Source organism: Achromobacter deleyi (assembly GCF_013116765.2).
Classification (GTDB): Bacteria; Pseudomonadota; Gammaproteobacteria; order Burkholderiales; family Burkholderiaceae_B; genus Achromobacter; species Achromobacter deleyi_A.
The window spans coordinates 1,033,657-1,056,787 of sequence record NZ_CP074375.1; the positions used below are offsets into that span (position 1 = coordinate 1,033,657).

The 23,131-nt window shown below is 68.2% G+C and carries 20 protein-coding genes; 12 read left to right on the plus strand and 8 right to left on the minus strand.

From position 1 onward, the window contains the following. Position 1: 1 nt before the first annotated feature. Complete coding sequence (locus HLG70_RS04750; protein ID WP_171663983.1) at positions 2 to 364, minus strand: group III truncated hemoglobin; 363 nt, start codon at positions 362 to 364, stop codon at positions 2 to 4. Between the two features lie 132 nt (positions 365 to 496). Next, on the minus strand, positions 497 to 2,026 hold the full coding sequence (locus HLG70_RS04755) for an MFS transporter (RefSeq protein ID WP_171663707.1): 1,530 nt from the start codon (positions 2,024 to 2,026) through the stop codon (positions 497 to 499). A gap of 94 nt (positions 2,027 to 2,120) precedes the next feature. Here HLG70_RS04755 and HLG70_RS04760 point away from each other — a divergent pair, with 94 nt between their 5' ends. The 9 genes from HLG70_RS04760 (at position 2,121) to HLG70_RS04800 (ending at position 13,290) form a co-directional block, all read left to right on the plus strand. Further along, positions 2,121 to 3,005 carry a LysR family transcriptional regulator gene (locus HLG70_RS04760; RefSeq protein WP_171663706.1) on the plus strand — a complete coding sequence of 295 codons (885 nt, stop codon included), beginning with the start codon at positions 2,121 to 2,123 and terminating at the stop codon, positions 3,003 to 3,005. Positions 3,006 to 3,120: 115 nt separating this feature from the next. Further along, complete coding sequence (locus HLG70_RS04765; protein ID WP_171663705.1) at positions 3,121 to 4,587, plus strand: amidase; 1,467 nt, start codon at positions 3,121 to 3,123, stop codon at positions 4,585 to 4,587. A 254-nt stretch (positions 4,588 to 4,841) separates the two neighbouring features. Beyond that, a complete protein-coding gene (locus HLG70_RS04770) occupies positions 4,842 to 6,461 on the plus strand; it encodes a methyl-accepting chemotaxis protein (protein ID WP_171663704.1) in 1,620 nt (539 codons plus the stop codon). Between the two features lie 8 nt (positions 6,462 to 6,469). Further along, the gene (locus tag HLG70_RS04775) at positions 6,470 to 7,009 is read left to right on the plus strand and encodes a chemotaxis protein CheW (protein WP_171663703.1); all 540 of its coding nucleotides are present in this window, start codon (positions 6,470 to 6,472) and stop codon (positions 7,007 to 7,009) included. Beyond that, positions 7,006 to 8,292 (plus strand): CheR family methyltransferase, encoded by a 1,287-nt coding sequence (locus tag HLG70_RS04780; RefSeq protein WP_171663702.1) that lies wholly within the window; start codon positions 7,006 to 7,008, stop codon positions 8,290 to 8,292. Before HLG70_RS04775 ends, HLG70_RS04780 begins: the two co-directional genes overlap by 4 nt. 4 nt (positions 8,293 to 8,296) lie before the next feature. Then, positions 8,297 to 8,947 carry a chemotaxis protein CheW gene (locus HLG70_RS04785; protein WP_171663982.1) on the plus strand — a complete coding sequence of 217 codons (651 nt, stop codon included), beginning with the start codon at positions 8,297 to 8,299 and terminating at the stop codon, positions 8,945 to 8,947. Further along, a complete protein-coding gene (locus HLG70_RS04790) occupies positions 8,944 to 11,235 on the plus strand; it encodes a hybrid sensor histidine kinase/response regulator (RefSeq protein WP_171663701.1) in 2,292 nt (763 codons plus the stop codon). Before HLG70_RS04785 ends, HLG70_RS04790 begins: the two co-directional genes overlap by 4 nt. Beyond that, on the plus strand, positions 11,232 to 12,242 hold the full coding sequence (locus HLG70_RS04795) for a chemotaxis response regulator protein-glutamate methylesterase (RefSeq protein ID WP_171663700.1): 1,011 nt from the start codon (positions 11,232 to 11,234) through the stop codon (positions 12,240 to 12,242). Before HLG70_RS04790 ends, HLG70_RS04795 begins: the two co-directional genes overlap by 4 nt. 34 nt (positions 12,243 to 12,276) lie before the next feature. Then, complete coding sequence (locus tag HLG70_RS04800; RefSeq protein ID WP_171663699.1) at positions 12,277 to 13,290, plus strand: response regulator; 1,014 nt, start codon at positions 12,277 to 12,279, stop codon at positions 13,288 to 13,290. A gap of 33 nt (positions 13,291 to 13,323) precedes the next feature. Here the strand turns inward: HLG70_RS04800 and HLG70_RS04805 are convergent, their stop codons facing one another. Beyond that, on the minus strand, positions 13,324 to 13,803 hold the full coding sequence (locus HLG70_RS04805) for an Lrp/AsnC family transcriptional regulator (protein WP_171663698.1): 480 nt from the start codon (positions 13,801 to 13,803) through the stop codon (positions 13,324 to 13,326). 179 nt (positions 13,804 to 13,982) lie between these two features. On the opposite strand from HLG70_RS04805, the gene HLG70_RS04810 reads away from it, so the two are divergent. Then, on the plus strand, positions 13,983 to 15,266 hold the full coding sequence (locus HLG70_RS04810) for a cystathionine gamma-synthase family protein (protein WP_171663697.1): 1,284 nt from the start codon (positions 13,983 to 13,985) through the stop codon (positions 15,264 to 15,266). 16 nt (positions 15,267 to 15,282) lie between these two features. On the opposite strand, the gene HLG70_RS04815 is transcribed toward HLG70_RS04810, so the two are convergent. Next, positions 15,283 to 16,803, minus strand: coding sequence for an MFS transporter (locus tag HLG70_RS04815; RefSeq protein ID WP_171663696.1), 1,521 nt, complete (start codon positions 16,801 to 16,803; stop codon positions 15,283 to 15,285). 138 nt (positions 16,804 to 16,941) lie between these two features. Between HLG70_RS04815 and HLG70_RS04820 the strand changes: the two genes are divergently transcribed. Continuing rightward, positions 16,942 to 17,814, plus strand: coding sequence for a LysR family transcriptional regulator (locus tag HLG70_RS04820; RefSeq protein ID WP_171663695.1), 873 nt, complete (start codon positions 16,942 to 16,944; stop codon positions 17,812 to 17,814). Positions 17,815 to 17,824: 10 nt separating this feature from the next. Here HLG70_RS04820 and HLG70_RS04825 read toward each other — a convergent pair whose 3' ends face one another. From HLG70_RS04825 to HLG70_RS04835, 3 genes are all read right to left on the minus strand, one after another. Further along, positions 17,825 to 18,511, minus strand: coding sequence for a GntR family transcriptional regulator (locus tag HLG70_RS04825; RefSeq protein ID WP_171663694.1), 687 nt, complete (start codon positions 18,509 to 18,511; stop codon positions 17,825 to 17,827). 142 nt (positions 18,512 to 18,653) lie between these two features. Continuing rightward, positions 18,654 to 20,057, minus strand: coding sequence for a dipeptidase (locus HLG70_RS04830; RefSeq protein ID WP_171663693.1), 1,404 nt, complete (start codon positions 20,055 to 20,057; stop codon positions 18,654 to 18,656). 61 nt (positions 20,058 to 20,118) lie between these two features. Continuing rightward, positions 20,119 to 21,093: a Bug family tripartite tricarboxylate transporter substrate binding protein gene (locus HLG70_RS04835; RefSeq protein WP_171663692.1), complete on the minus strand. Its 975-nt coding sequence runs from the start codon at positions 21,091 to 21,093 to the stop codon at positions 20,119 to 20,121. A gap of 118 nt (positions 21,094 to 21,211) precedes the next feature. On the opposite strand from HLG70_RS04835, the gene HLG70_RS04840 reads away from it, so the two are divergent. After that, positions 21,212 to 22,120: a LysR family transcriptional regulator gene (locus tag HLG70_RS04840; protein ID WP_171663691.1), complete on the plus strand. Its 909-nt coding sequence runs from the start codon at positions 21,212 to 21,214 to the stop codon at positions 22,118 to 22,120. Here HLG70_RS04840 and HLG70_RS04845 read toward each other — a convergent pair. Further along, entirely contained in the window at positions 22,110 to 23,096 is a 987-nt protein-coding gene (locus tag HLG70_RS04845) for a tripartite tricarboxylate transporter substrate binding protein (protein WP_171663690.1), read from the minus strand. The genes HLG70_RS04840 and HLG70_RS04845 overlap by 11 nt on opposite strands. Positions 23,097 to 23,131: the final 35 nt, after the last annotated feature.

Below are 23,131 nucleotides of genomic sequence, written 5' to 3' on the forward strand. Positions count from 1 at the left end.
CCTACGCGGGCCGCAGTTCCGTCAGGGGTTGGCTGGGATCGCGGCTGAGCTGGTAGCCATACCAGAGACTGCGCGCCATGCGCTTGGCCATTTCGCGGGCGGCGTCGCCCAGCGCGCGGTTGGGCAGGGCGTCGGCGGTCTCCCCGAACAACACCAGCCAGCGCTCGAAGAGTTCGGCCTTCAGGTCGGGCATGGCGGCATGCTTGGGCATGGGCATGCCCGAGAAGCGCCGGGTGCCCAGCAGCACCGCGGACCAGAAGTCCGACAGCGTGGCCAGGTGCTCGTCCCAATCGTGGATCATGCCGTTGAAGATGGGGCCCAGCGCCTCGTCGGCGCGGGCCTTGCCATAGAAGGCATGCACCATGTCCTGGATTTCGGCTTCGGTGCAGAGGTCGGCGGTTGAGGTCAAGATCGTCTCCGGGCGGGGGGCAGGAGGCGATGTTAGGACGGGTGCGGGCGCCGGCGGTTTGATCTGGCTCAAGCGCGCCGATGGAATTTACGCTGGCGCCTGTTCCCGCGCGCCGGCCTGGCGGCGAGGACGGCCCAGCAGCGCATAGATGGCCAGCGCCGTCAGCACCGCAATGCCCGCCAGCGCATACAGCACCTTGCGAAAAGCCGCGTCATAGCTGTGCCGCAGCAGGTCGGCCGTGCCTGGCAGCAGGCTGGAGGCTTCGGCCAGCTGGCCCAGCGCGCCGCGGTTGGCGGCCAGCAGGATGGTCTGGCCGTCCGCCGCGCCGCCCAGGGCTGCCGTCAACTGCATCTGGATCAGCAGGGCCAGCAGGGCGCTGACCACCGCGATGGCGATCCCGTCGGCCGATACGCGCACCGTGTTGAAGATGCCCGTGGCCATGCCGACATTGCGCGGGTCGACGACGCTGACGGCCATGGCGTCCATCAGGCCCCACGGCACGCCGATGCCGATACCGATCAGGCTCATGGGCAGCCACAGGCCGGTGGCGCCGGTCGTCAGCACATTGGCCAGCCACGCCAGGCCGGCGGCAACCGCCAGCAACCCCGCGGCGGACAGCAGCCCCGGGTTGCACCAGCGGGTCAGCAGCGCGGCCAGGAAAGGCACGACCAGCAGCGGCGCGGCCAGTCCTGTCATCAGCTGTCCGGCTTCAAGCGCGGTGTACCCGTCGATGCCGATGAAGCGGCCCGGCAGCATCGCGATCAGCACTATGAACAGGAAGGCGGGCGAGGCGGCCAGTACCTGCACGCCGACAAAGCGCGGGTCGTGGAACAGGCGCAGGTCCAGCATGGGCCGGGCAACGCGCCGCTCCACGCGGACAAACAGGACAGCGAGCAGGACCGATGCGAGCAGGGCGCCGAGCACGTGGCTGTCGGTCCAACCGGCCTCGGGCGCCAGCAGCATGCCGTAGGTGCACAGGCCGAGCGCGCCCGTGAAGCTGATGGCGCCAGGCCAGTCCAGGCGGCCCTGCGCGGCGCCGCGCGTGGGACGCACGCTGATGGCCACCAGGATGCCGCCGGCCACGCCCACGAATCCGGTGGCGAGGAACACCCACTCCCAGCCGGCGGCCTGCACCATCCAGCCCGAGGCCAGGGGGCCGAACGACAGGCCGATGCCGAAGGTGGTGCCCAGCAGGCTGAAGGCGCGGGTGCGCGCCACGCCGTGGAACAGCGGCGCCAGCGAGGACATGGCCGCGGCGAAGGCGGCGGCCCCGCCCATGCCTTGCATCAGCCGCAGGAAGTCGATCCAGGCCGTGGCGGGCATGAGGGGAATCAGGAAGGTGGCGGCGCAGAACCAGGCCAGGCCCGCCAGCCATACGCGGCGCGGCCCGTACAGGTCCGTCAGGCTGCCGGACACCATGATGACGCTGCCGTAGGCCAGGATGTAGCCGTTGAGGATCCAGTTCAGTTCCACCGGGGTGCCGCCCAGCGCGTGGCTGATGGACGGCAGGACGACGGCGGGGCCGGTGAAGCACAAGGGAATCAGCAGCGCGGTCAGGCTCGCGGACAGCAACTGCAGCCAGCGGCGGGGGTGGGGAGGGGGGGCGGGGATTTGCATGAGCCGAAGCATAGGTGGCCGCCGATAAAAGAAAAACAGGCTAGGATTCCGAATATTCCGGACATTTTTGTCCGCAAAGAAGGAGAGTGGCCCGATGGACAGCCTGAGCGGAATCAGCGTGTTCGTGCTGGTGGCCGAGACGCGCAGTTTTTCCGAAGCCGGCCGTGTGCTGGGCGTGTCGCCGTCGGCCGTGGGCAAGAGCGTGGCGCGCATGGAAGAGCGCTTGAAGGTGCGGCTGTTTCACCGCAGCACGCGGCATATCGCCTTGACGCCGGAAGGCGAGAAGTTCCTGGAGCGCTGCCGGCGCATTCTCTGCGAGGTCGAGGCCGCCGAGCTGGAGCTGTCCGAAGCCACGGATGCGCCGCAAGGCAAGCTGCGGGTGAGCCTGCCGCGCTACAGCGGCCTGTTCGAGGAGGCCATCGCCGGCTTCATGCGCCAGTATCCCGAGGTGGAACTGGACCTGGACTTCACCGACCGCATGGTCGATGTGATCAGCGAGGGCTTCGATGCCGTGGTGCGCACCGGCGAGATGGACGATTCCGGCCTGAAGCGCCGTCGCCTGGGTGGGTTTCGCCGCATCCTGGCGGCCTCGCCCGGCTATCTGCGCCAGCATGGCGTCCCCAGGCGCGCCAGCGACCTGCGCCAGCACGCCTGCCTGCACTACCGCTATCCCAGCACCGGCCGGCTGGAAAAATGGCCGCTGAAGCTGGGGCCCGATGCGCAGGCGCCGGAGCTGCCGCTGACCCTGGTCTGCAACAGCGTCGAAATGCGGATATTCCTGGCGCTGGGCGGGCAGGGCATCGTGTGCCTGCCGGACTTCACGATCAGGAAGGAACTGGCCGCCGGCCGCTTGCAGGCCGTGATGGAGGATCGCACGCGCGGCAACGGCACGATGTGGGCGCTGTGGCCGGCCAGCCGCCATGCGTCGCCCAAGCTGCGCGTCTTCATCGACCATCTGGCGCAGCATCTGTTCCCCTGACCGCGCCATTGCCGAATTGCGTAATATTGTCGGCTTGCGCGGGCGGCTGGCCGCCGCGCCGCGCACGACGACAATATGCGCCCGGCCGTCCCGCGGCGCGCCACAGGAGACAAGCATGCCCACCGCCGCCCCGCTGAACGAGATCGTTGCCATGTCCGCGCACGCGCTGTCGGACGCGATCCGCAGCCGCCGCGTGTCCTGCCGCGAGGTGATGCAGGCCTACCTGGCGCATATCGATCAGGTCAATCCCAAGCTGAACGCCATCGTCGCGCGCCGCGACAGCGCGGAACTGCTGCGCGAGGCGGACGAGCGCGACGCCCAGCTGGCGGCGGGCCAGTGGCTGGGCTGGCTGCATGGCATGCCGCAGGCGCCCAAGGACCTGACGGCGGTGCGCGGCATGGTCACTTCCATGGGATCGCTGGTCTACAAGGACCTGATGACGCCGCATGATTCGATCATGGTCGAACGCATGCGCGCGTCGGGCGCGATCTTCATCGGCCGCAGCAATGTGCCGGAGTTCGGCCTGGGCTCGCACACCTACAACAAGGTCTACGGCACCACCGGCAATCCCTACGATGCCGCCAAGACCGCTGGCGGCAGCAGCGGCGGCGCGGCCGCGGCGCTGGCCGCCCGCATGCTGCCGGTGGCCGACGGCAGCGATTTCGGCGGATCGCTGCGTAATCCGGCGGCCTTCTGCAACGTCTATGGCATGCGCCCCTCGGCGGGCCGGGTGCCGCCCGGCCCCGCGCCCGAGGTGTTCCTGAAGCAGCTGTCCTATGAAGGGCCCATGGGGCGCACCCCGCGCGACCTTGCCCTGATGCTGTCGGTGATGGCGGGCCATGACCCGCGCGCGCCCTTGTCGCTGACGGACGACCCCGCGCAGTTCGCGCAGCCGCTGGACGCCGACCTCGCAGGCAAGCGCGTGGGCTGGCTGGGCGACTGGGACGGCTACCTGCCGATGGAGCCGGGCATCCTGGACTTGTGCGTGCAGGCCTTGGGCGACCTCGGAACAGCGGGGTGCCAGGTCGTGGACTACCAGGTCCCGTTCGCGGGCGACCGCCTCTGGCGCATCTGGCTGGCGCACCGGCATCTGATGGTGGGCGGGCAATTCCACGCGCTGGTCCAGAACCCCGAGACGCGCAAGCTGGTCAAGCCGGCGCTGATCTGGGAGGTCGAGGGGCTGGACGGCATGACGGCGCGGCAGGTCTACCAGGCGACCGAGGAACGCAGCGCCTGGTACCAGACCGTCCTGCGCATGTTCGAGGACGTGGACTATCTGGCCGTGCCGTCGGCGCAGGTGTTCCCCTTCGATGCGGCGCTGGACTGGCCCAAGGAGATCGCCGGACGGCCCATGGACACCTACCACCGCTGGATGGAGACCGTGACGCCATGGACGCTGGCCGGCTGCCCGGTGATCAGCGTGCCGGTGGGATTCAATGCCGCCGGTCTGCCGATGGGCATGCAACTCGTCGGACCGCCCCGCGGCGACCTGGCCGTGCTGCGGCTGGCCCACGCCTACGAACAGGCGCGCGACTGGGTGCAGGAGCGGCCGCCCCAGGCGCTCTGGGAGCAAAATGCCTGAAGGCGGTTTTCGTACGTAAGGTCACAATAAAGCACAAGCCCTTGTAAGAGGGCTTTGCTTTTTCCCGACGAACCGGCCATGTTTTCGGGATATCCCGCATTTTTCATGGCTGATGGTCGCCAGCTTTGTAATAATTGTCGAAATTTCCCACATCCCGACAAGAAGCCGCCGGTTGCGGGCCAGCCAGCGCGGCAAGAATCCAGGGGCGCCCGGTCGGGCGTAGACGAGTTGATACACCAAAAGGGTCTCCCGGCATGAAGAATCTGACGCTCCGCCAGCGCATCCTGGCCAGCTTCCTGGTCGTTCTGGCCATCATGGCGCTGATGGTGGCGGTGGACTACCGGCGGCTTCTGCAGATCGAGGCGGAAGTCAAGATGATCAACACCGACGCCGTGCCCGGGATCTACTACAGCACGTCGATCCGGGCGGCATGGTTCGCCGGCTTCGTCGTGGTGCAGGACGCGTTCAATACCGACAACGACCAGCAGCGCCGCCTGGTGCTGGAGGCGCTGCCCAGGAACGATCAGTTGCTGGAAGAGCACATCGACCTGTACCGCCCGACCATCGCCCGCCAGGACGATCGGCAGATGTTCGAGGAGTTCCAGAAGGAATTGCAGGACTACAAGCGGATCCGCGCCGACATCCTGTCGCCCGCCATGCAGGCGGATCCGGTGCGCGCGCAGACGCGCATCAAGGCCGACCTGCGGCCCTCGTTCTACCGGGGCCGGGACATCCTGGCCAGGATGGTGGCCGAAAACAAGAAGCAGGCCGACGATGCGGCGGTCAGCATCCAGCAGACCGTGAGATCGGCCGAAACCGGCATGCTGGTGTCCCTGGCGCTGGCCATCGCCGCGGCCATCATCTGCGGCGTGCTGCTGATGCGCGCCATCGCCAACCCGATGCGGGCCATCGTGCACACCTTGGAATCCACGGGCGGGGGCGACCTGACCCGCCGGCTGAAGCTTGCGCGCAAAGATGAGTTCAACGCCATCGAAGTGGGGTTCAACGGCATGGTGGACGAACTGACCGGGCTGGTCGGCAAGACGCAGCGTTCGGCCGTGCAGGTGGCGACCTCGGTGACCGAGATCGCGGCCACGTCCAAGCAGCAGCAGGCGACGGCGTCCGAAGTCGCCGCCACGACGACCGAGATCGGCGCCACCTCGCGCGAGATCTCGGCGACTTCGCGCGAACTGGTGCGCACCATGACGGAAGTCTCCGGCGCCGCGGAGCAGACCGCTTCGCTGGCGGGCAGCGGGCAGGTGGGCCTGGCGCGCATGGAAGACACCATGCGCAACGTGGTGGGCGCGGCCGGTTCGGTCAACGCCAAGCTGGCCATCCTGAACGAGAAGGCGGGCAATATCACGCAGGTCGTCACCACGATCACAAAGGTGGCCGACCAGACCAACCTGCTGTCGCTGAACGCGGCCATCGAGGCCGAGAAGGCCGGCGAATATGGCCGGGGCTTCGTGGTGGTGGCCACCGAGATCCGCCGCCTGGCCGACCAGACGGCGGTAGCCACCTACGACATCGAGCAGATGGTGCGCGAGATCCAGTCGTCCGTGTCGGCGGGCGTGATGGGCATGGACAAGTTTTCGGAAGAAGTGCGGCGCGGCATGACCGACATGCAGCAAGTGGGCGACCAGCTCTCGCAGATCATCCAGCAGGTGCAGACGTTGGCGCCCCGCGTGCAGATGGTCAACGAAGGCATGCAGGCGCAGGCGACGGGCGCCGAGCAGATCAACCAGGCCCTGCAGCAGCTGAGCGACGCGGCGCAGCAGACCGTGGAATCCTTGCGGCAATCCAGCCTGGCCATCGAGGAGCTGACGCTGGTGGCCAACGACCTGCGCAGCGGCGTGTCGCGCTTCAAGGTGTGACGGCCGTCATGACAGACCCTGCCGCTTGCGCGCCTTTGGCCGCGGCCACCGCGGGCGCCGGACGCCGGCTGTACCTGCTTTTCCGCATCGGCGCCGACCGCTATGCGCTGGATGCCGGGGACATCGTCGAAGTGCTGGGCCTGCGCGTATTCAAGCAGGTGCCCGCCGCGCCGCCCTGGGTGGCGGGCATGATGGGGCGGCGCGGCGAGGCCGTGCCGGTCATCGACATGAGCGCGCTGGCCGGCGCAGGCGCCGCGGCGGCCGTGACCAGCACGCGGCTGGCGCTGGTGCGCTACCGGGGCGATCCGCGGGCGGGCGAACGCATGCTCGGCCTGATCCTGGAGCAGGCCACCGAAACCGTCCACTACGATCCGGCCGCGTTCCAGCCCCATGCGCTGGACAATCCCGATGCCCGATATCTCGGGCCGGTCCTGAGCGATGCGCACGGCATGGTGCAGGCCGTCAAGGTCGATGACCTGCTGCCGCCGCATGCGCGGGCGCTGCTGTTTCCGGATGCGTCCGCCGCGGCGGGCGGGCTGCGGCCATGAGCCGGCTCATCGACCAATTCAGCGGCTTGCTCAAGCGCAAGATGGGGCTGGACAGCGGCTCCATCGGCCAGGCCGCCGTCGAGCGCGCCGTCCGCCACCGCATGCATGCGGCCGGCGTGGACGACGAGCAGGATTACCTGATGCGGGTGCAGGCCTCGCCCGTGGAAATGCAGCAGCTGATCGAGGCCGTGATCGTGCCGGAGACCTGGTTCTTCCGGTATCCCGAATCGCAGGCCGCCATGGCGGAACTGGCGCGCGAGCGCCTGTTCGCCGCGGGCTCCGAACACCGGGTGTTGCGGGTGCTGAGCGTGCCCTGTTCCAGCGGCGAAGAGCCGTATTCCATTGCCATGGCGCTGCTGGATGCCGGCGTGCCGGCGCAACGCTTCCTGGTGGACGCGGTGGACATCAGCGTGCGCATGGTCCAATTCGCGCAGTGCGGCGTATATGGCCGTAATTCCTTCCGGGGCGATGACCTGGCGTTTCGCGACCGCCATTTTTCCGAGACACCGGACGGCCATAGGCTGGCCGATCAGGTACGGGAGCGGGTCCGGTTCCAGTCCGGCAACCTGTTCGATCCCGGTCTGCTGGCCGGCGTCGCCGGCTACGACTTCGTGTTCTGCCGCAATCTGCTCATCTACTTCGACATGGCCACGCAGGAGCGCGCGGTGCAGGTGCTGCGGCGCTTCACGCGCGAGGACGGCGTGATCTTCGTGGGTCCCGCCGAGACCAGCCTGCTGACCGGACGCCGTCTGCCCTCCGTGCCCATCGCGCGTTCGTTCGCGTTTCGGGCCCGGCCGGCTGCGGCGCCGGTGGATGCGCCAGCGTCCCCGCCTGCGTATCGGCCCATCGTGCACGGCTGGACTCCGCCCAGGCGCCCGGCCCCGCAGGCGCCCGCGGCCCGCTTGCCGTTGCCGCACGCCGCCATTGCCGACGCGCCGCCCATGCCAGGAGGCGATGCGTCCGGGCAGGCCGCGCAGGCGTCGCTGCGCCACATCGCCGCCCTGGCGGACCAGGGCAAGGTGCAGGACGCGATGGCGCAGTGCCGGGTCCACATCGAGACCCACGGCGCCAGCGCCGAGGCGCTGCATCTGCAAGGCCTGCTGCTGGATGCGGCGGGCAATGCGCGGCAGGCGCAGGCCGCCTACCGCAAGGCGCTGTACCTGGACCCGACCCATCGCGAGGCCCTGCTGCACCTGGCCGCGCTGATCGCTTCCGATGGCGACCACGAAGGCGCGCGCCGCCTGCAAGCGCGCGCGGCGCGGCAGGAGGCACGACGTGAGTGAACCGATGGCGACGCTGTCCGACGTGGACGATTGCTGGAACCGCATCGGCATCCAGGGAGACAAGAGCTGCGAGCAGTTGCCCGGACATGTGCATTGCCGCAACTGTCCCGTGTATTCGGCGGCCGCCAAGCGCATCCTGGACCGGCTGCCGCCGCGGATGGAAGAGCACGACGACGGCGTGGCCGTGCATCAGGCCGCCAACCTGTCTTCGCTGCTGGTGTTCCGGCTGCACGGCGAATGGCTGGGACTGCCGACCCGGACGCTGGACGAGGTGGCCAGCACCCGCGGCATCATGAGCCTGCCGCATCGCCGTGATCCGGCGGTGCTGGGCGTGACCAATGTGCGCGGCACGCTGACGGTATGCGTGTCCTTGTCCCGCCTGCTGGGGCTGGACGCGGCGGCGCCGGACGCGCGCGAGCGGCCCGCCACGGCGCGCATGCTTATTTTTGGCGGCGCGGGACGGGCGGTGGTGCTGCCGGTGGACGAGGTGGAGGGCATGCATGCCGTCGATCTCGACGCGCTGGAACCGCTGCCGGCGACGGTGGAAGGCGCCAGCCTCAAGTATTCGCGCGGGGTGGCCCGCTGCGGCACCCGCGCCGTGGGCGTCCTGGACGAGACCTTGTTGATGCAAGCTTTGGAACGGAGTCTGGCGTGAACCCGGATCAGATGCGCGACGCCTCGCTGCTGGAGCTGTTCCAGCTTGAGACCCGCACCCAGGTGCAGGTGCTGAACAACGGCCTGCTGGCGCTGGAACACGATCCGACCTCGGCGCCGCAGCTGGAGGCCTGCATGCGGGCCGCCCACTCACTCAAGGGCGCCGCCCGCATCGTCGACCTGCACCCCGCGGTGCGCATTGCGCACGCCATGGAGGATTGTCTGGTGGCGGCGCAGGAAGGGCGCGCGCGCCTGCAGGCCACCGATATCGACGCCTTGCTGATGGGCGCCGACCTGCTGCAGCGCGTGGCCACGCCCGGCGCGGAACTGGATGTCGAGATCGACGAACTGGTGGCGCGCCTGAGCAACACGCCCAACGCGGTACCGGCCCCGCCGCCGCGCGCGCCCCGGCCATCGGACTTCCTGCCCCCCATCGTGCGGCTGGAGGACGAGCCTGCGGCAACACCGGCGCCGGCGCCGGCTGCCGCGTCCGCGGCGATGCCTCCGCTGCGGCGCAGTTCGGATCGCGGGCTGGGCGAAGGCGAACGGGTGCTGCGCGTCACGGCCGACACGCTGAACAAATTGCTGGGCCTGTCCAGCGAGACGCTGGTGGAGTCGCATTGGATCGGACCGTTCAGCGCCTCGATGCTGCGGCTGCGGCGCATGCAGGCGGGCGCCGCGCATGCGCTGGACGGCGTGCGCGCCGCGCTGGCCGGGCAGCCGCTGGACGCGCGCGGGCAGGCGGCGCTGGACGACGCGCAGCGGATCGTCGCGCAATGCCAGCAGGAATTGACCCAGCGCGCGAGCGAAGTCGATGAGTTCGGCTGGCGCATGAGCCATCTGGCGCAGCGCCTCTACGACACCGCGCTGGCCTGCCGGATGCGGCCCTTTGGCGACGGGCTGAACGGCATGGCGCGCATGGTCCGGGACCTGGGGCGCTCGCTGGGCAAGCAGGTGCGGCTGGAGATCGAAGGCGAGAACACGCAGGTGGACCGCGACATCCTCGACAAGCTGGATGCCCCGCTCATGCACCTGCTGCGCAATGCCGTGGACCATGGCATTGAAATGCCCCAGGCCCGGATGGATGCGGGCAAGCCGCCGGAAGGCCTGATCCGGCTGTCGGCGCGCCATGCGGCGGGCATGCTGCTGATCGAACTGGCCGACGACGGTTGCGGCATATCGCTGGACCGGTTGCGCGTCGAAGTCGTGGAGCGCAAGCTCACCAACGCCGAGACCGCCGCCCGGCTGACCGAGTCCGAGTTGCTGGAGTTCCTGTTCCTGTCCGGCTTCAGTACGCGCGACGAGGTCACCGAGATCTCCGGGCGTGGCGTGGGGCTGGACGTGGTGCAGACGATGGCGCGGCAGCTGCGTGGCGCCGTGCGGATCCACCAGCAGGCCGGCCAGGGCACGCGCTTCGTGCTGGAGATGCCCTTGTCGCTGTCGGTGGTGCGCAGCCTGCTGGTCGAAGTGCAGGGCGAGATCTACGCGTTTCCGCTGGCCTATGTCAGGCATGCGCTGCAGCTGCAGGCGCAGGACATCGAACAGCTTGAAGGGCATCAGCATTTCCGCTTCATGGGCCGGCAGATCGGGCTGGTGTCGGCGCGGCAGATCCTGCGCGCGGGCGAGCCCGCGCCGGCCGCGGACACGCTGCCCGTGGTGGTGGTCGGCGACCATGACCGGCTCTACGGCGTCGCCGTGGACCGCTACGTGGGCGAGCGCACGCTGGTGGTGCAGCCGCTGGATCCGCGGCTGGGCAAGGTGCAGGATGTGATGGCGGGTTCCCTGATGGACGACGGCACGCCGCTGCTGATCCTGGACGTGGAGGACATGCTGGTGTCCGTCCAGAAACTGGTCGAGGGCGGACGCCTGGCGCGGGTGGAGGGGGGCGGGGAGGCGACGCTGGCCCGCCGCCGCAAGCGCGTGCTGGTCGTGGACGACTCGTTGACGGTGCGCGAACTGGAGCGCAAGCTGCTGCTCAACCGGGGCTTCGACGTGGCCGTGGCGGTGGACGGCATGGACGGCTGGAACATGTTGCGCAACGAGGCCTTTGATCTGGTCGTGACCGACGTCGACATGCCCCGCATGGACGGCATCGAGCTGGTGTCCCGGATCAAGGCGGATCCCAAGCTGCAGAGCCTGCCCGTAATGGTGGTGTCGTATAAGGACCGGGAAGAGGACCGGCGGCGCGGGCTGGATGCGGGCGCCGACTACTATCTGGCCAAGGGCAGCTTCCACGACGATGCGCTGCTCGATGCCGTGGAAGACCTGATCGGAAAGGCGCGGACGTGAGAATCGGGATCGTCAACGATATGCAGATGGCGGTCGAGACCCTGAGACGGGCGATCGCGCTGGAGCCAGGCCTGGAAGTGGCGTGGGTGGCGTCCAATGGCCTGGAGGCCGTGGAGCAGTGCGCGCGCGACCGCCCGGACGTGGTGCTGATGGATCTCATCATGCCCGTCATGGACGGCGTCGAGGCGACGCGCCGCATCATGGCGGAAACGCCTTGCGCGATTGTCGTGGTGACGGCGGACGTGGCGCGCCATACACCGCGGGTCTTCGACGCCATGGGCCATGGCGCGCTGGACGCAGTGGATACGCCGGTGGTCGGCGCCGCGGACATGCGCAGCGCGGCGGCGCCGCTGCTGCGCAAGATCCGCAACATCGGCTGGCTGATCGGCCGTTATGGCAGCCGCCCGACCCTCAGTCCCCTGGCCAAGCCGGCGCCGCATCCGGGCGAGCGGCGCCTGCTGGTGATAGGCGCGTCGGCCGGCGGGCCGGCCACGCTGGCCCAGCTGCTGCGCGACCTTCCGCTGGATTTTCCGGCGGGCATCGTGCTGGTGCAGCACGTGGATGCGTCGTTCGCGGCCGGCATGGCGGACTGGCTCAACGACCAGGTGCCCCTGCCCGTCAGGCTGGTGCGGGAGGGCGAGCGGCCCCTGCCCGGGCAGATCCTGCTGGCAGGCACCGACGACCATCTGCAGCTGCTGGCCGATGGTACGCTCGGTTATACCGACAACCCCACGGAAAGCCTGTACCGGCCTTCCATCGACGTTTTCTTTCATAGCGTGGCGCAGCACTGGCGCGGCCTGGCGGTCGGCGTGCTGCTCACGGGCATGGGGCAGGACGGCGCGCGCGGCCTGAAGGCGCTGCGCGAACGCGGATGCCTGACCATCGCGCAGGACCAGGCGACCAGCGCCGTGTATGGCATGCCGAAGGCGGCCGCGGCCATGCAGGCGGCGGTGGAGATCAGGCCACTGGAACAAATTGCGTCCCGGGTGATCCAGGCGTTTGCCTGAGCATCGGGATCTAGGCGGAAATCAAGGACTTACTATGCTCCCTCCCACAGACGGCACGGCTTCGGCGGATCTGAATTCGCACGGGGCAATGGTGTTGCTCGTTGACGATCAGGTCATGGTCGGCGAAGCCATCCGGCGCGCGCTGGTCCCGGAGGGCAACATCGACTTTCACTATTGTTCGGATCCCTACAAGGCACTGAGCGTAGCGATCCAGACCCGGCCCACGGTCATCCTGCAGGACCTGGTCCTGCCCGGCGTGGACGGCCTGAGCCTGGTGCGGGAATACCGCGGCCATCCCGTGACACGGGACATCCCGATCATCGTGCTGTCCACCAAGGAAGACCCGGCGATCAAGAGCGCCGCCTTCGCGTCGGGCGCCAACGATTACCTGGTGAAGCTGCCGGACTCCCTCGAACTGGTGGCGCGCCTCCGCTACCATTCGCGCTCCTATATGGCGCTGGTGCAGCGCGACGAGGCCTATCAGGCCCTGCGCCAAAGCCAGCAGCAATTGCTGGAAAGCAATATGGAACTGCGCCGGCTCACCAATTCGGACGGCCTGACAGGGCTGGGCAACCGGCGGTATTTCGATGAATACCTGAACGCCGAATGGCAGCGCGCGCGCCGCGACGGCCGCGAGATCAGCATGCTGATGATCGACGTGGACCACTTCAAGTCCTACAACGACACCTACGGCCATATCGCGGGCGACGAAGCGCTCAAGCGCGTGGCCAACACGATCTTTTCCAGTTGCGACCGGTCCACCGACCTGGCGGCCCGCTTCGGCGGCGAAGAGTTTGCGCTGGTGCTGCCGGGCACCCCGGCCGGCAGCGCCCGCCTGGCGGCCGAGAAACTGCGCCGCGCCGTCGAAGCCATGCAGATTCCGCAACGGGACGCGGGCACCAGCCCCTGGCTGACGGTCAGCGTGGGCACGGCCACGGCGGTGCCCCAGGCCGACCAGCCCTGCACGGACCTGATCCAGGTTGCCGACCGCAGCCTGTACGAGGCCAAGCGGCTAGGCCGCAACCGCGTGGTGCCGGGCCAGCTGTAGCGGCCAGCGCCATGCCGGCCGCGAGCTGCGCGCTTACAGGTGCAGCTTGGTCGACGATTTCACTTCATGCATCGATAGCGTGCTGAGCAGTTCCTTCACCCCAGGCAGGGTGCGCAGGCGGCCGCGCACGAATTCCGAATAGGCGTCGAAATCCCGCGCCATGATGTGCAGCAGGTAGTCGTGCTGCCCGGTGGTGTTGTGGCAGGCCAGCACCTCCGGCATGGCCAGCACGCTGGCTTCGAAGGCGTGGCAGGTTTTCTCGGTGTGGTTGTCCAGCGAGATGCTGACGAACGCCACGACTCCCACCCCCAGCGCGCGGCGGTCCAGGATGGCTTGGTAGCCGCGGATCACGCCCGTTGTCTCCAGGCGCTTCAGCCGTTTCCAGCAGGGCGAGGCCGACAGCGACACGCGTTCGGCCAGTTCGGCGTTACTCAGGCGGCCATCTTCTTGAAGGATTTTCATGATTTTCCAATCGATCGCGTCAAGTTGATGTAACAAGGCAGTGTCTTTCATTGTTTTCGTTGTGTAGGAAACGTTGTTTCCCATTATGGCGATCTTGCGAACGAAATGGAAAGATTATTGCCGGCGACAACGCCCATACTGCAATGCATCCCGGAGCGGCCGGCGCTATCGTCTTTCAATGCGTGACGCGCCTGCCCGGTCGGCTGGAACACCAGAGAAAGAGGCACACCATGACTTATTCGAGCTATCACAAGAAAGACATTTTCGGCCGTCCCCTGCATGCGGAAACGCAGATGATGTCCTACGGCTACGACCCCTTTCTGTCCGAAGGCGCGGTCAAGCCGCCGGTGTTCCTGACGTCGACGTTCGCGTTCCGCTCGGCCGAGGACGGCGCGGCTTTCTTTGACCTGGTGTCGGGCCGCAAGCCCTTGCCGCAGGGGGAAACCGCCGGGCTGGTGTACAGCCGCTTCAATCATCCGAACCTGGAAATCGTGGAAGACCGCCTGTCGCTGCTGGACGGTTCCGAAGACGCCGCAGTGACTTCCAGCGGCATGTCGGCGATCAGCGCCGTCCTGATGGCCTTTCTGCGGCCCGGCGATCAGCTGGTGCAGTCCGTGCCCCTGTATGGCGGCACCGAGACCCTGATAGGCAAGATCTTCCCGGAGTGGGGCATAGGCTCGCATCCGGTGCCGGACGGTTTGTCGCCCAAGAGCATGCGAACCGCGCTGGAAGATGCGGCGGCCAAGGGGCCGGTGAAGGTGTTCTACATCGAAACGCCCGCCAATCCGACCAACGCGCTGTTCGACTTCGAGGCGATGAAGAACGAGCTGGACGCGTTCGAGACGCGCCACGGCTACCGCCCGATCTCGGTTTGCGACAACACGCTGCTGGGGCCGATCTTCCAGAAGCCGGCCGAGCATGGCGTGGACCTGTGCGTGTACTCGCTCACGAAATACGTGGGCGGCCATAGTGACCTGGTGGCGGGCGCGGTGACCGGGAGCAAGGACCTGATCAGGAAGGTGCGCGCCATCCGCAGCGCCTTCGGCTCGCAGCTGGACCCGCATTCCTGCTGGATGATCACGCGCTCGATGGAAACGGTGGTGTTGCGCATGAAGCAGGCGGCCCGCACGGCGACCAAGGTGGCGCAATGGCTGTCGGGCAATCCGCACGAGAAGGTGCAGATCTTCCATCCGGAAATGATTGCCGACCGCGCCTACCAGGAAGTCTACAAGCGCCAGTGCACGGGGCCGGGCTCGACCTTCGCCTTCGTGCTGGAAGGCGGGCGCGCCCGGGCGTTCCGCTTCATCAACGCCTTGCATCTGTTCAAGTCGGCGGTCAGCCTGGGCGGCACGGAAACGCTGGTGTGCCATCCGGCGTCGACCACCCACTCCGGCGTGCCGGCGGCCGAGCGCGACGCGGCCGGCGTGTCGGAAGGGCTGATCCGGATCTCCATCGGCCTGGAGCACGAGGAAGACCTGATCGCGGACATGGACAACGCGTTTCGCAACGGCTGAGCGGGTCGCCTGCTGCTCAGCCGGGCTGCGGCGGCCGGCGCGCGCGGTTGAGCAGGACGAAGGCGGCCGTCGCGAGCAGCATGACCGTCGCTGTGGCGATCACGGCGGCGTAGCCGGTTTCGAATGCGGCCCTGGCCAGCCGGGTCAGCGTGGCGGCCAGGTCCGCCGGCAGGCTTTCGGCGATGATCAGGGCCTCGTCGAGGCTGTCGCGGGCCGCGGTGGTCTCGGCCACGCCGGCGGGCACGGCCAGCGACTGCGCGTAGACGCCCGACAGGATCGATCCCATCAGGGTCACGCCCAGCGCGCCGCCCAGTTCGTACGACACTTCCTCGATGGACGCCGCCATGCCGGCGCGCTCGGGCGTGGCGCTCTGCATGATGGTGCTGGAGGCCGCCGTCATGGTGGCGCCGATGCCCACGCCCAGGACGCTCAGGCTGATCATCTGCGGCATGATGGAGCCGTCGTAGGTCAGCAGGTAGCCGCCCATGCCGGCGCCCGACACCAGCAGCGACAGGAACAGCAGCCGCTTGCTGCTGATGCGGCCCAGCAGCAAACCGGCCAGCGGGCCGGCCACGAACGCGGCCAGCGGCAGCGGCAGGATGAAGAGGGCCGACTGGATCGGCGACATGCCCAGCACCAGCTGCAGCCGCTGGCTGAACACCAGTTCCATCCCCAGCAGCGCGGCGGCGGCGAACAGCGCCGCGGCCACGGCCGAACTGAAGGCGGCATTGCGGAAGATGGCAAAGTCGATCAGCGGATGGGGCCGGCGCCGCTGGCGGCGCACGAAGATGGCGAGCATGGCCGCGCCACCCGCGCAGGCCAGCCCGGCGTGCAACCACGACGTGGATGCGCGGCCCAGTTCCTTCAGCGCGTAGGCGCACAGAATCAGTCCCACCATCACTTGCAGCGATCCGGCCAGGTCCCAGGGGCGGCTGGCGTCGGGCTTGCTGGCGGGGATGAAACGCCATGCCAGCGGCAGCGCCAGCAGGACGATGGGGACGTTGATCAGGAACACCGATCCCCACCAGAAATGCTCCAGCAGCACGCCGCCCACCACGGGGCCCAAGGCCGCGCCGCCCGAGGCCACCGAGGCCCACACGCCGATGGCTACGGCGCGCTCGCGTTCGTCGGCGAAGGTGAGCCGCAGGATGGACAGGGTGGCGGGCATCATCATGGCCGCGCCCACGGCCAGCAGCGCGCGCGCCGCGATCAGGATGGCGGCGCCGGGCGAGTAGGCGGCGGCCAGCGAGGCCACGCCGAACACCGTCAGCCCCATCATGAAGAGCCGCTTGTGGCCCAGCCGGTCGCCCAGGGTGCCCATGCCCAGCAGCAGGCCGGACACCACCAGCGCGTACACGTTCACGATCCACAGCTTGGCCGAGGCCGTGACGCCCAGTTCATGCGTGAGCCGGGGCAGGGCGGTATACAGCACCGTCATGTCCACGACGATCAGCAACAAGGCGCTGGACACGATGGCCAGCACCAGCCAGCGGCCAGGGGCGGCCGTGGCGACAGCGTTCGAAAGAGTCCGCTGCATGGTTCTACTCCTGTTGATTACCGGGGCCCGGCGCGCCGTTACGGGGGGCCGGATCTCCGGCTGGCATTATCCATCTGTATATTTGCCGTATAAAGTTGGATTGCATCTATAAAATAGATGGATAGGAGGCGCGACCGTATGCAATGGACCTTGGATCAACTGCGCCAATTCGTGGCGGCGGCCGAGGCCGGCTCGTTTTCGGCCGCGGCCCGGCGTATCGGCCGCGCGCAGTCGGCGGTCAGCACCTCGGTGGGCCTGCTGGAAGCGGACCTGGGCGTGGAGCTGTTCGACCGCTCGCGCCGCAACGCCACCCTGACCCCCGCAGGCGAGGTGATGCTGCTGGAAGCGAAGGAGCTGCTGCGCCAGGCGGGCGGACTGAGCCAGCGCGCGATGTCGTTCGCGGGCGGAGCGGACGCGCGGCTCTCGATCGCGCTGGACGAGGCTTTGCCCTATCTGGTGCTGGGCGCGCTGGTGGTGGAGCTGGCCGCGCGCTTTCCGGCGCTGGAGCTGACGCAGCTGAACGGCACCGCGACCGAGGTGGCCGACTATGTACGGCAGGGGCGCGCAAGCATCGCCTTCCACTTCGACCGGGGCGATCCGGGCAGCGCCTTCGCGCATCGCTACCTGGGCCATGTGGCGCAGGGCATTTACGTGGCTTCCGGGCACCCGCTGGCCGCGCTGCCCGAGGTGACGCGCACGGAACTGGCGCGGCACCGGCAGCTGGTCATGCAGATGGAAGGGGTGGACGATATGGTGCTGAGCCCCACGGTGTGGCGCACCGACAGCTTCTACAGCATCGCCGGCATGGTGGCCGACGGGCTGGGGTGGGCGATCCTGCCGCTGAACATCGCGGAATACGAGAGCTTTCGCACCACGCTGACCCCGCTTCCGTGCGCGGGCCTTTCCTTGCCGATGCTGTCCGTGCGCACCCTGTGGCTGCAGGGCGCCGCGCCGAGCGAGACGGAACAGTGGCTGCAGCAGCGCATGGAGCAGCTGCTGCGGGCGGGCTAGGCCGGCGCGGTCAGCTCAGCAGCGCGGTGACCAGGTCGCTGCCGGCCGGGTTGTCGTCGGTGAAGTTCAGCGCGGTCTGGACGTGTTCCAGATGCTCGTCCATCAGGGCGCAGGCGCGCTCGGTATCGCCGGCACGGGCCGCTTCGATGAAAGCGTGGTGTTCCTGCGAGGAGCAACTGGCGTCGTGCGAGCTTTGATACAGCACGGTGATCACGGCGCTGCGCGCGGACAGTTCGCGCAGCATGCCGGTCAGCACGGAATTGCCCACGGCCTCCGCCAGCAGGATGTGGAAATGGCTGAGCAGGTGGTTGCGCGTCTGCACGTCGCCGCTGTCCAGCGAGCGGCGCTCTTGGGCCAGGTGCGCATCGATGCGACGGTAATCGGCGGCCTTGGCGCAAGCGACGAATTCGCGGGCGAGCGCGGCTTCCAGGATGCGGCGCACCGCATAGACCTCGCGGGCTTCGTTCGCGTCGGGCTTGCTGACGAATGCGCCCTTGTCCGGAACGATGTTGATCAGCTTGTCCTTGGACAGCATCAGCAAGGCGGCGCGGATCTTGGTGCGGCTGACCTTGTAGACCCGGGCCAGGGCCTCTTCGCGCAGGCGGGTGCCGGGCGGAAGCTTGTGCGCCACGATGGCGGCGGCCACTTCCTTGGCGATGTCGTCGGCGCTGGGATCAGTCTGAACTTCCTGGGTCATGGGGCGCGGCAGCGGCTGCCGGGAGGGAAAAACCATCGGGCAGCCAGTCTATCAAATGCCGACCCGGGAGGTCGGACATTTTTTGCATACAAAATTGATACGCAGAATATGCCGAGCCCGCCGGGATTGTGCGCCAGCGGCTTCAGTTCCCGTGAAATGCCGACGGCTGATAGCGGCCCAGTTCGTCCAGCAGCCGGGTCCAGGCCTGCAGGCCTTGGCTGATGGACGACAGCCGGAAGAACTCGTTGGGCGCATGCACGTCCTCGTCGGGCAGGTTGAAGCCGAACATCAGGGTGTCGATGCCCAGCGTTTCCTTGAACAGGGAAGTGATGGGCACGCTGGCGCCCAGGCGCACGTGGACAGGCCTTGCGCCGCCCGGGGTCTGCAGCACGGCTTCGGCGGCCGTGACCAGCGGATGCGCGGGGGGCAGCGTTGCCGCGGGCGACCCCGGGTTCAACGCCACGACGTCCAGCTCGCAGCCCGGCGGGCAGGCGGCTTCCAGATGCGTCAGCACCGACTGGATGACCTGCGCGGGGTCCTGGCCCTCCACCACGCGCGCCGTCAGCTTGGCCGAGGCGAGGCTTGGGATGATGGTCTTGGCGCCCGCGCCGGTGTAGCCGCCCCACATGCCGTTGACGTCCAGCGCCGGCCGCAGGGTGATGCGTTCGCGCGGGCTGTAGCCAGGTTCGCCGTGCGAGGCGCCCGCCACGTCCGAGAAGAAGGCCGCTTCGTCGTAGGGAAACGCCGCCGTGTCCTGGCGCTGGCGCGGCGTGGGCGGCCGGGCGCCCGCGTCGAATCCCTGCACGGCCACGCTGCCGTCGCGCCGATGCAATGAGGCGAGCAGCGCCGCCATCTCGTGCAGCGCATTCCTGACTCCGCCGCCGTAGCGGCCGGAATGCAGATCCTTCGCGGCCGTGCGCAGCCTGATCTCCAGCGCCGCGTGGCCGCGTGCGCCCGTGTTGATGGTGGGCGTCACGGCGCTGGCGCGGCCGCCGTCCGCCGACAGGACGGCGTCCGCCGCCAGCAGTTGCCGATGGCGCTGTATCAGCGGGCGCAAGGTGGGGCTGCCCGTTTCCTCTTCGCCCTCGATGAACACTTTGATATTGACCGGACACGAACGCAGCACGGCAAGAAACGCGAACACGACCTCGAGCGCGACGGTCGTCGATCCCTTGACGTCCGAGGCGCCGCGCGCATACAGCCGGTCGCCGACCAGCGTGGGTTCGAACGGCGGAGTGCGCCACAGCTCGACCGGGTCGGCCGGCTGTACGTCATAGTGGCCATAGATCAGCAGGGTAGGCCGGCCGGGCGCACCGGTCCATTCCCCGTATACCGCGGGCTCGCCGCCGCCATCCAGCAGTTGCACGTGGTCCAGGCCTCCCGCACGCAGCCTTTCGCACAGCAGGCGGCGCGCCTCGTCCATGGATCCGGCGTAGGCCGGATCCGCGCTGACGCTGGGAATGCGCAGGAATGTCTTGAGCCAGCTTTCTATCTGCGCCTGGCGAGACGCAAGGTGGTCGAGCACGGGAACGATGGGGTCGGACATGTGGGGATTCCGGGTTGGGTGGATGGCGGCGCGCGCGGGGTGGCGCGTCGCCCGGGGCGGCTTATTCGCCGCGAAAGCCGCTGCGCCGCACCAGTTCGGCCAGGCTGGCGGTCTGTTCGGCGTAGAAGGCCTGGCCTTCGGCGAGCGACTGCGGCGGGAACAGGATCTTGCCCTGCGCCTCCAGCGTCTTGCGGGCGGCGGGGTCGCGCAGCGATGCCTGCACCGCCCGATGCAGCTTCTGGACGGCATCGGCGGGCGTGCCTTTCTTCACCAGATAGGCGGTCCAGATGGTGTAGTTGAAGTCCTTCAGGTTCGCGCTTTCCTGCACGCTGGGCACGTCGGGCAAGGCCGGCAGGCGTTCACGGTTCAGGGTTCCGATGATCTTCAGCCGGCCCTCGCGGCGCATATCCTCGTAGTTCGCCTGATACGGCACGATGGCGAAATCGATCTGCCCGCCGGCCAGGTCCGTGATCAGCGGCGCGCCGCCGCGATACGGAATGTGCGTGAGCTTGACGCCGGTGCGCTGCGCCAGCGCCTCCGAGATCAGGTGGATCATCGACCCCGCGCCGCCCGAACCGTAGGTCAGCGGCACGCCGCGCTGGTGCGCCAGGGCAAGCAGTTCATCGACGTCGGCTGCGCCCAGGCCCGCGCGGGTGATCACCACGTAGGGCGAGGTGGCCACCGGCGCGACGAATTGGAAGTCGTCTGGCTTGTAGGCGACGGCCTTGTTCGTCAGGCCCGCCAGGATCAGTTCGTTGGGCGAACCCTGGAACAGGGTGTAGCCGTCCGCCTTGGCGTTCAACACGCGATTGGCGCCCAGCGCGCCGTTGGCGCCGCCCAGGTTCTCCACCACGACCTGCACGCCCAGCGATTGCGAGATGGGGCCCTGCACCGCGCGGGCGGTGATGTCGCTGGCGGCCCCGGCCGGGTAGGGCACCAGCAGGGATACAGGCCTGGCGGGAAAGTCTTGGGCGCAGGCGCCGCCGCCCAGCCCGGCCAACAAGACGGCAACGGCAAACATCAGGTGTTTTTTCATGGCATTCCCCTTGTGATCTGAGTGCTGGATGCGATGCTAGAAGTGGCCGATTCATCTGTCCAATAGATTGATTGGCTGATTACAATGCGTTTTACGCATGATTAATCGGGGCCAGCCCATGAATCTCTCTCAGCTTGCTCATCTGGTGGCGCTACTGGAAACCGGCTCGTTCACGCGCGCGGCTGAAATGCAGCACCTGTCGCAGCCGGCGTTCAGCCGCAGCATCCAATTGCTTGAAGGCGAATTGGGCGCGCCGCTGGTGGATCGCATCGGCAAGCGCAATGAGCCCACGCCGCTGGGCCGCCTGGTGGCGCAACGCGCGCGGCGCGTGCTGGGGGAAGTGGAAGAGATCCGCCGGGAGGCGGAACTGCTGGCGCAGGGCGAGACGGGCGCCATCCGGCTGGGACTGGGGGCGGCGCCCAGCGCCTTGCTCAGCGTGCCGCTGATGCAGCACATGCTGGACGACTATCCCAAGCTGCGCGTGAAGCTGTCACGCGGCCCCACGGAGTCGCTGCTGGTCAGCCTGCGCGAGCGCGTGCTGGACGCGCTGGTCGTGCATGTGCGGACGCTGGACAACGAGGAAGACCTGGAGGTGGCGCCCATGCCCGCCGTGTCCTCGGGCTTCATCTGCCGGCCGGGCCATCCCCTGCTGGACCTGCGGCAGGCCGCGCTGACGGATGTCCTGCGCTATCCCATCGTCTCCACCGGGCTGAGCCCCGAGACCCGCCGCCGGCTGTCGGGCGCGGCGGCGCCAGGCGGATTCGAACTGCACATGGAGTGCGAAGACATTTCCTACCTGTTCGATATCGTCGAGCGCTCGGACGCGGTGTTCCTGGGCGTGCTGGCGTCGGCGCGGGCGCAGGCGGATTCGGATCGCCTGGTCCTGCTGCCGGCGCCGCGGGACTTCGAGATCCAGGCGCACTTCGCATTCGTGACCTTGCGTGGCCGCAGCATCAGCCCGGCCACGCGCATCACCCGGCAGTTCTGCCTCCAGACGATCCAGGAGGCCGCGGGCCTCAGTCTTTAGCCATCAGCCCCAGGTACTCGATCAGCCCCTTTTCCTTGACGTAGGTGGCCTGCGCCCACGCCTTGTACTCCTGGCTGTCGCGGTAGGCGGGCTCCTGGTTGAGCTGCTTCATGACCTCCATGCTGGCCGGGCCGAACAGCGCCTTTTTGAAGGCGTCGTGCAGGATCTTCACCACCGCCGGATCCATGCCCTTGGGGCCGGCCAGGCCGTAAGGGGACGTGGACACGACCTTGTAGCCCAGCTCCTGCGCGGTGGGCACGTCAGGCCAGCGGGTCGTGCGTTTTTCGCCGAAGGTGACGAGCAGGCGCATCTTGCCGGAGTCCACGAACTGGTCCCAGCCGGTGGCGTCGCTTTGCGCCATGACGTGGCCGCCCAGGAGCGCCTGCTGCATGTCGGCGTTGCCCTTGAACGGGACATGGTTCAGCTTGACCTTGGCGTTGATGGCGATCTCTTCGATCAGCAGGTGCGGCGACGAGCCGATGCCGGTCGAGCCGTAGTCGATCGTGCCAGGCGCCTTGCGCGCGGCCTCGATGTATTCGTTGAAGGTCTTGTACGGCGAGTCCGAGCGCACGGTGAAGCCGAAGGTGTAGCCGGACAGGCCCAGGATGAAGGTGAAGTCGTTGATGGGGTCCCAGCTGCTTTTCTGCATATATGGCATGCGCAGCATCGCCAGGGTATACAGGGCGATCGTGTAGCCGTCCGGCTTGGCGGTCTTGGCCATGGTGGCCGTGCCCAGCGTGCCGCCCGCGCCCGGACGGTTCTCCACGATGACGGGCTGGCCCAGGTGCTTGGCGGCGTCCTGCGCGACTATACGCAGATGGCGGTCGGTGGAGCCGCCGGCCGGGAACGGCACGATCAGGGTGATGGGCTTGGTGGGGAAATCGGTTGCCGCGCTGGCGGACAAGGGCAGGGCGGCGCTTGCCAGGGTGAGCAGCAGGGCGCTCAGGCAAGCGCGTCGCAGGGGCAGATGGGCCATAAGGGTTGTCTCCGTGAGTGTTGTTATGTGGCTGC

Excerpts from the sequence above, each read along its gene's own strand:
- HLG70_RS04840 (WP_171663691.1), top strand. The coding sequence starts at position 21,212 with ATGAATCTCTCTCAGCTTGCTCATCTGGTGGCGCTACTGGAAACCGGC.
- HLG70_RS04845 (WP_171663690.1), bottom strand. The coding sequence starts at position 23,096 with ATGGCCCATCTGCCCCTGCGACGCGCTTGCCTGAGCGCCCTGCTGCTC.
- HLG70_RS04800 (WP_171663699.1), top strand. The coding sequence starts at position 12,277 with ATGCTCCCTCCCACAGACGGCACGGCTTCGGCGGATCTGAATTCGCAC.
- HLG70_RS04750 (WP_171663983.1), bottom strand. The coding sequence starts at position 364 with ATGGTGCATGCCTTCTATGGCAAGGCCCGCGCCGACGAGGCGCTGGGC.
- HLG70_RS04765 (WP_171663705.1), top strand. The coding sequence starts at position 3,121 with ATGCCCACCGCCGCCCCGCTGAACGAGATCGTTGCCATGTCCGCGCAC.
- HLG70_RS04755 (WP_171663707.1), bottom strand. The coding sequence starts at position 2,026 with ATGCAAATCCCCGCCCCCCCTCCCCACCCCCGCCGCTGGCTGCAGTTG.
- HLG70_RS04825 (WP_171663694.1), bottom strand. The coding sequence starts at position 18,511 with ATGACCCAGGAAGTTCAGACTGATCCCAGCGCCGACGACATCGCCAAG.
- HLG70_RS04785 (WP_171663982.1), top strand. The coding sequence starts at position 8,297 with ATGGCGACGCTGTCCGACGTGGACGATTGCTGGAACCGCATCGGCATC.
- HLG70_RS04780 (WP_171663702.1), top strand. The coding sequence starts at position 7,006 with ATGAGCCGGCTCATCGACCAATTCAGCGGCTTGCTCAAGCGCAAGATG.
- HLG70_RS04815 (WP_171663696.1), bottom strand. The coding sequence starts at position 16,803 with ATGCAGCGGACTCTTTCGAACGCTGTCGCCACGGCCGCCCCTGGCCGC.
- HLG70_RS04760 (WP_171663706.1), top strand. The coding sequence starts at position 2,121 with ATGGACAGCCTGAGCGGAATCAGCGTGTTCGTGCTGGTGGCCGAGACG.
- HLG70_RS04775 (WP_171663703.1), top strand. The coding sequence starts at position 6,470 with ATGACAGACCCTGCCGCTTGCGCGCCTTTGGCCGCGGCCACCGCGGGC.
- HLG70_RS04830 (WP_171663693.1), bottom strand. The coding sequence starts at position 20,057 with ATGTCCGACCCCATCGTTCCCGTGCTCGACCACCTTGCGTCTCGCCAG.
- HLG70_RS04805 (WP_171663698.1), bottom strand. The coding sequence starts at position 13,803 with ATGAAAGACACTGCCTTGTTACATCAACTTGACGCGATCGATTGGAAA.
- HLG70_RS04810 (WP_171663697.1), top strand. The coding sequence starts at position 13,983 with ATGACTTATTCGAGCTATCACAAGAAAGACATTTTCGGCCGTCCCCTG.
- HLG70_RS04770 (WP_171663704.1), top strand. The coding sequence starts at position 4,842 with ATGAAGAATCTGACGCTCCGCCAGCGCATCCTGGCCAGCTTCCTGGTC.
- HLG70_RS04820 (WP_171663695.1), top strand. The coding sequence starts at position 16,942 with ATGCAATGGACCTTGGATCAACTGCGCCAATTCGTGGCGGCGGCCGAG.
- HLG70_RS04835 (WP_171663692.1), bottom strand. The coding sequence starts at position 21,093 with ATGAAAAAACACCTGATGTTTGCCGTTGCCGTCTTGTTGGCCGGGCTG.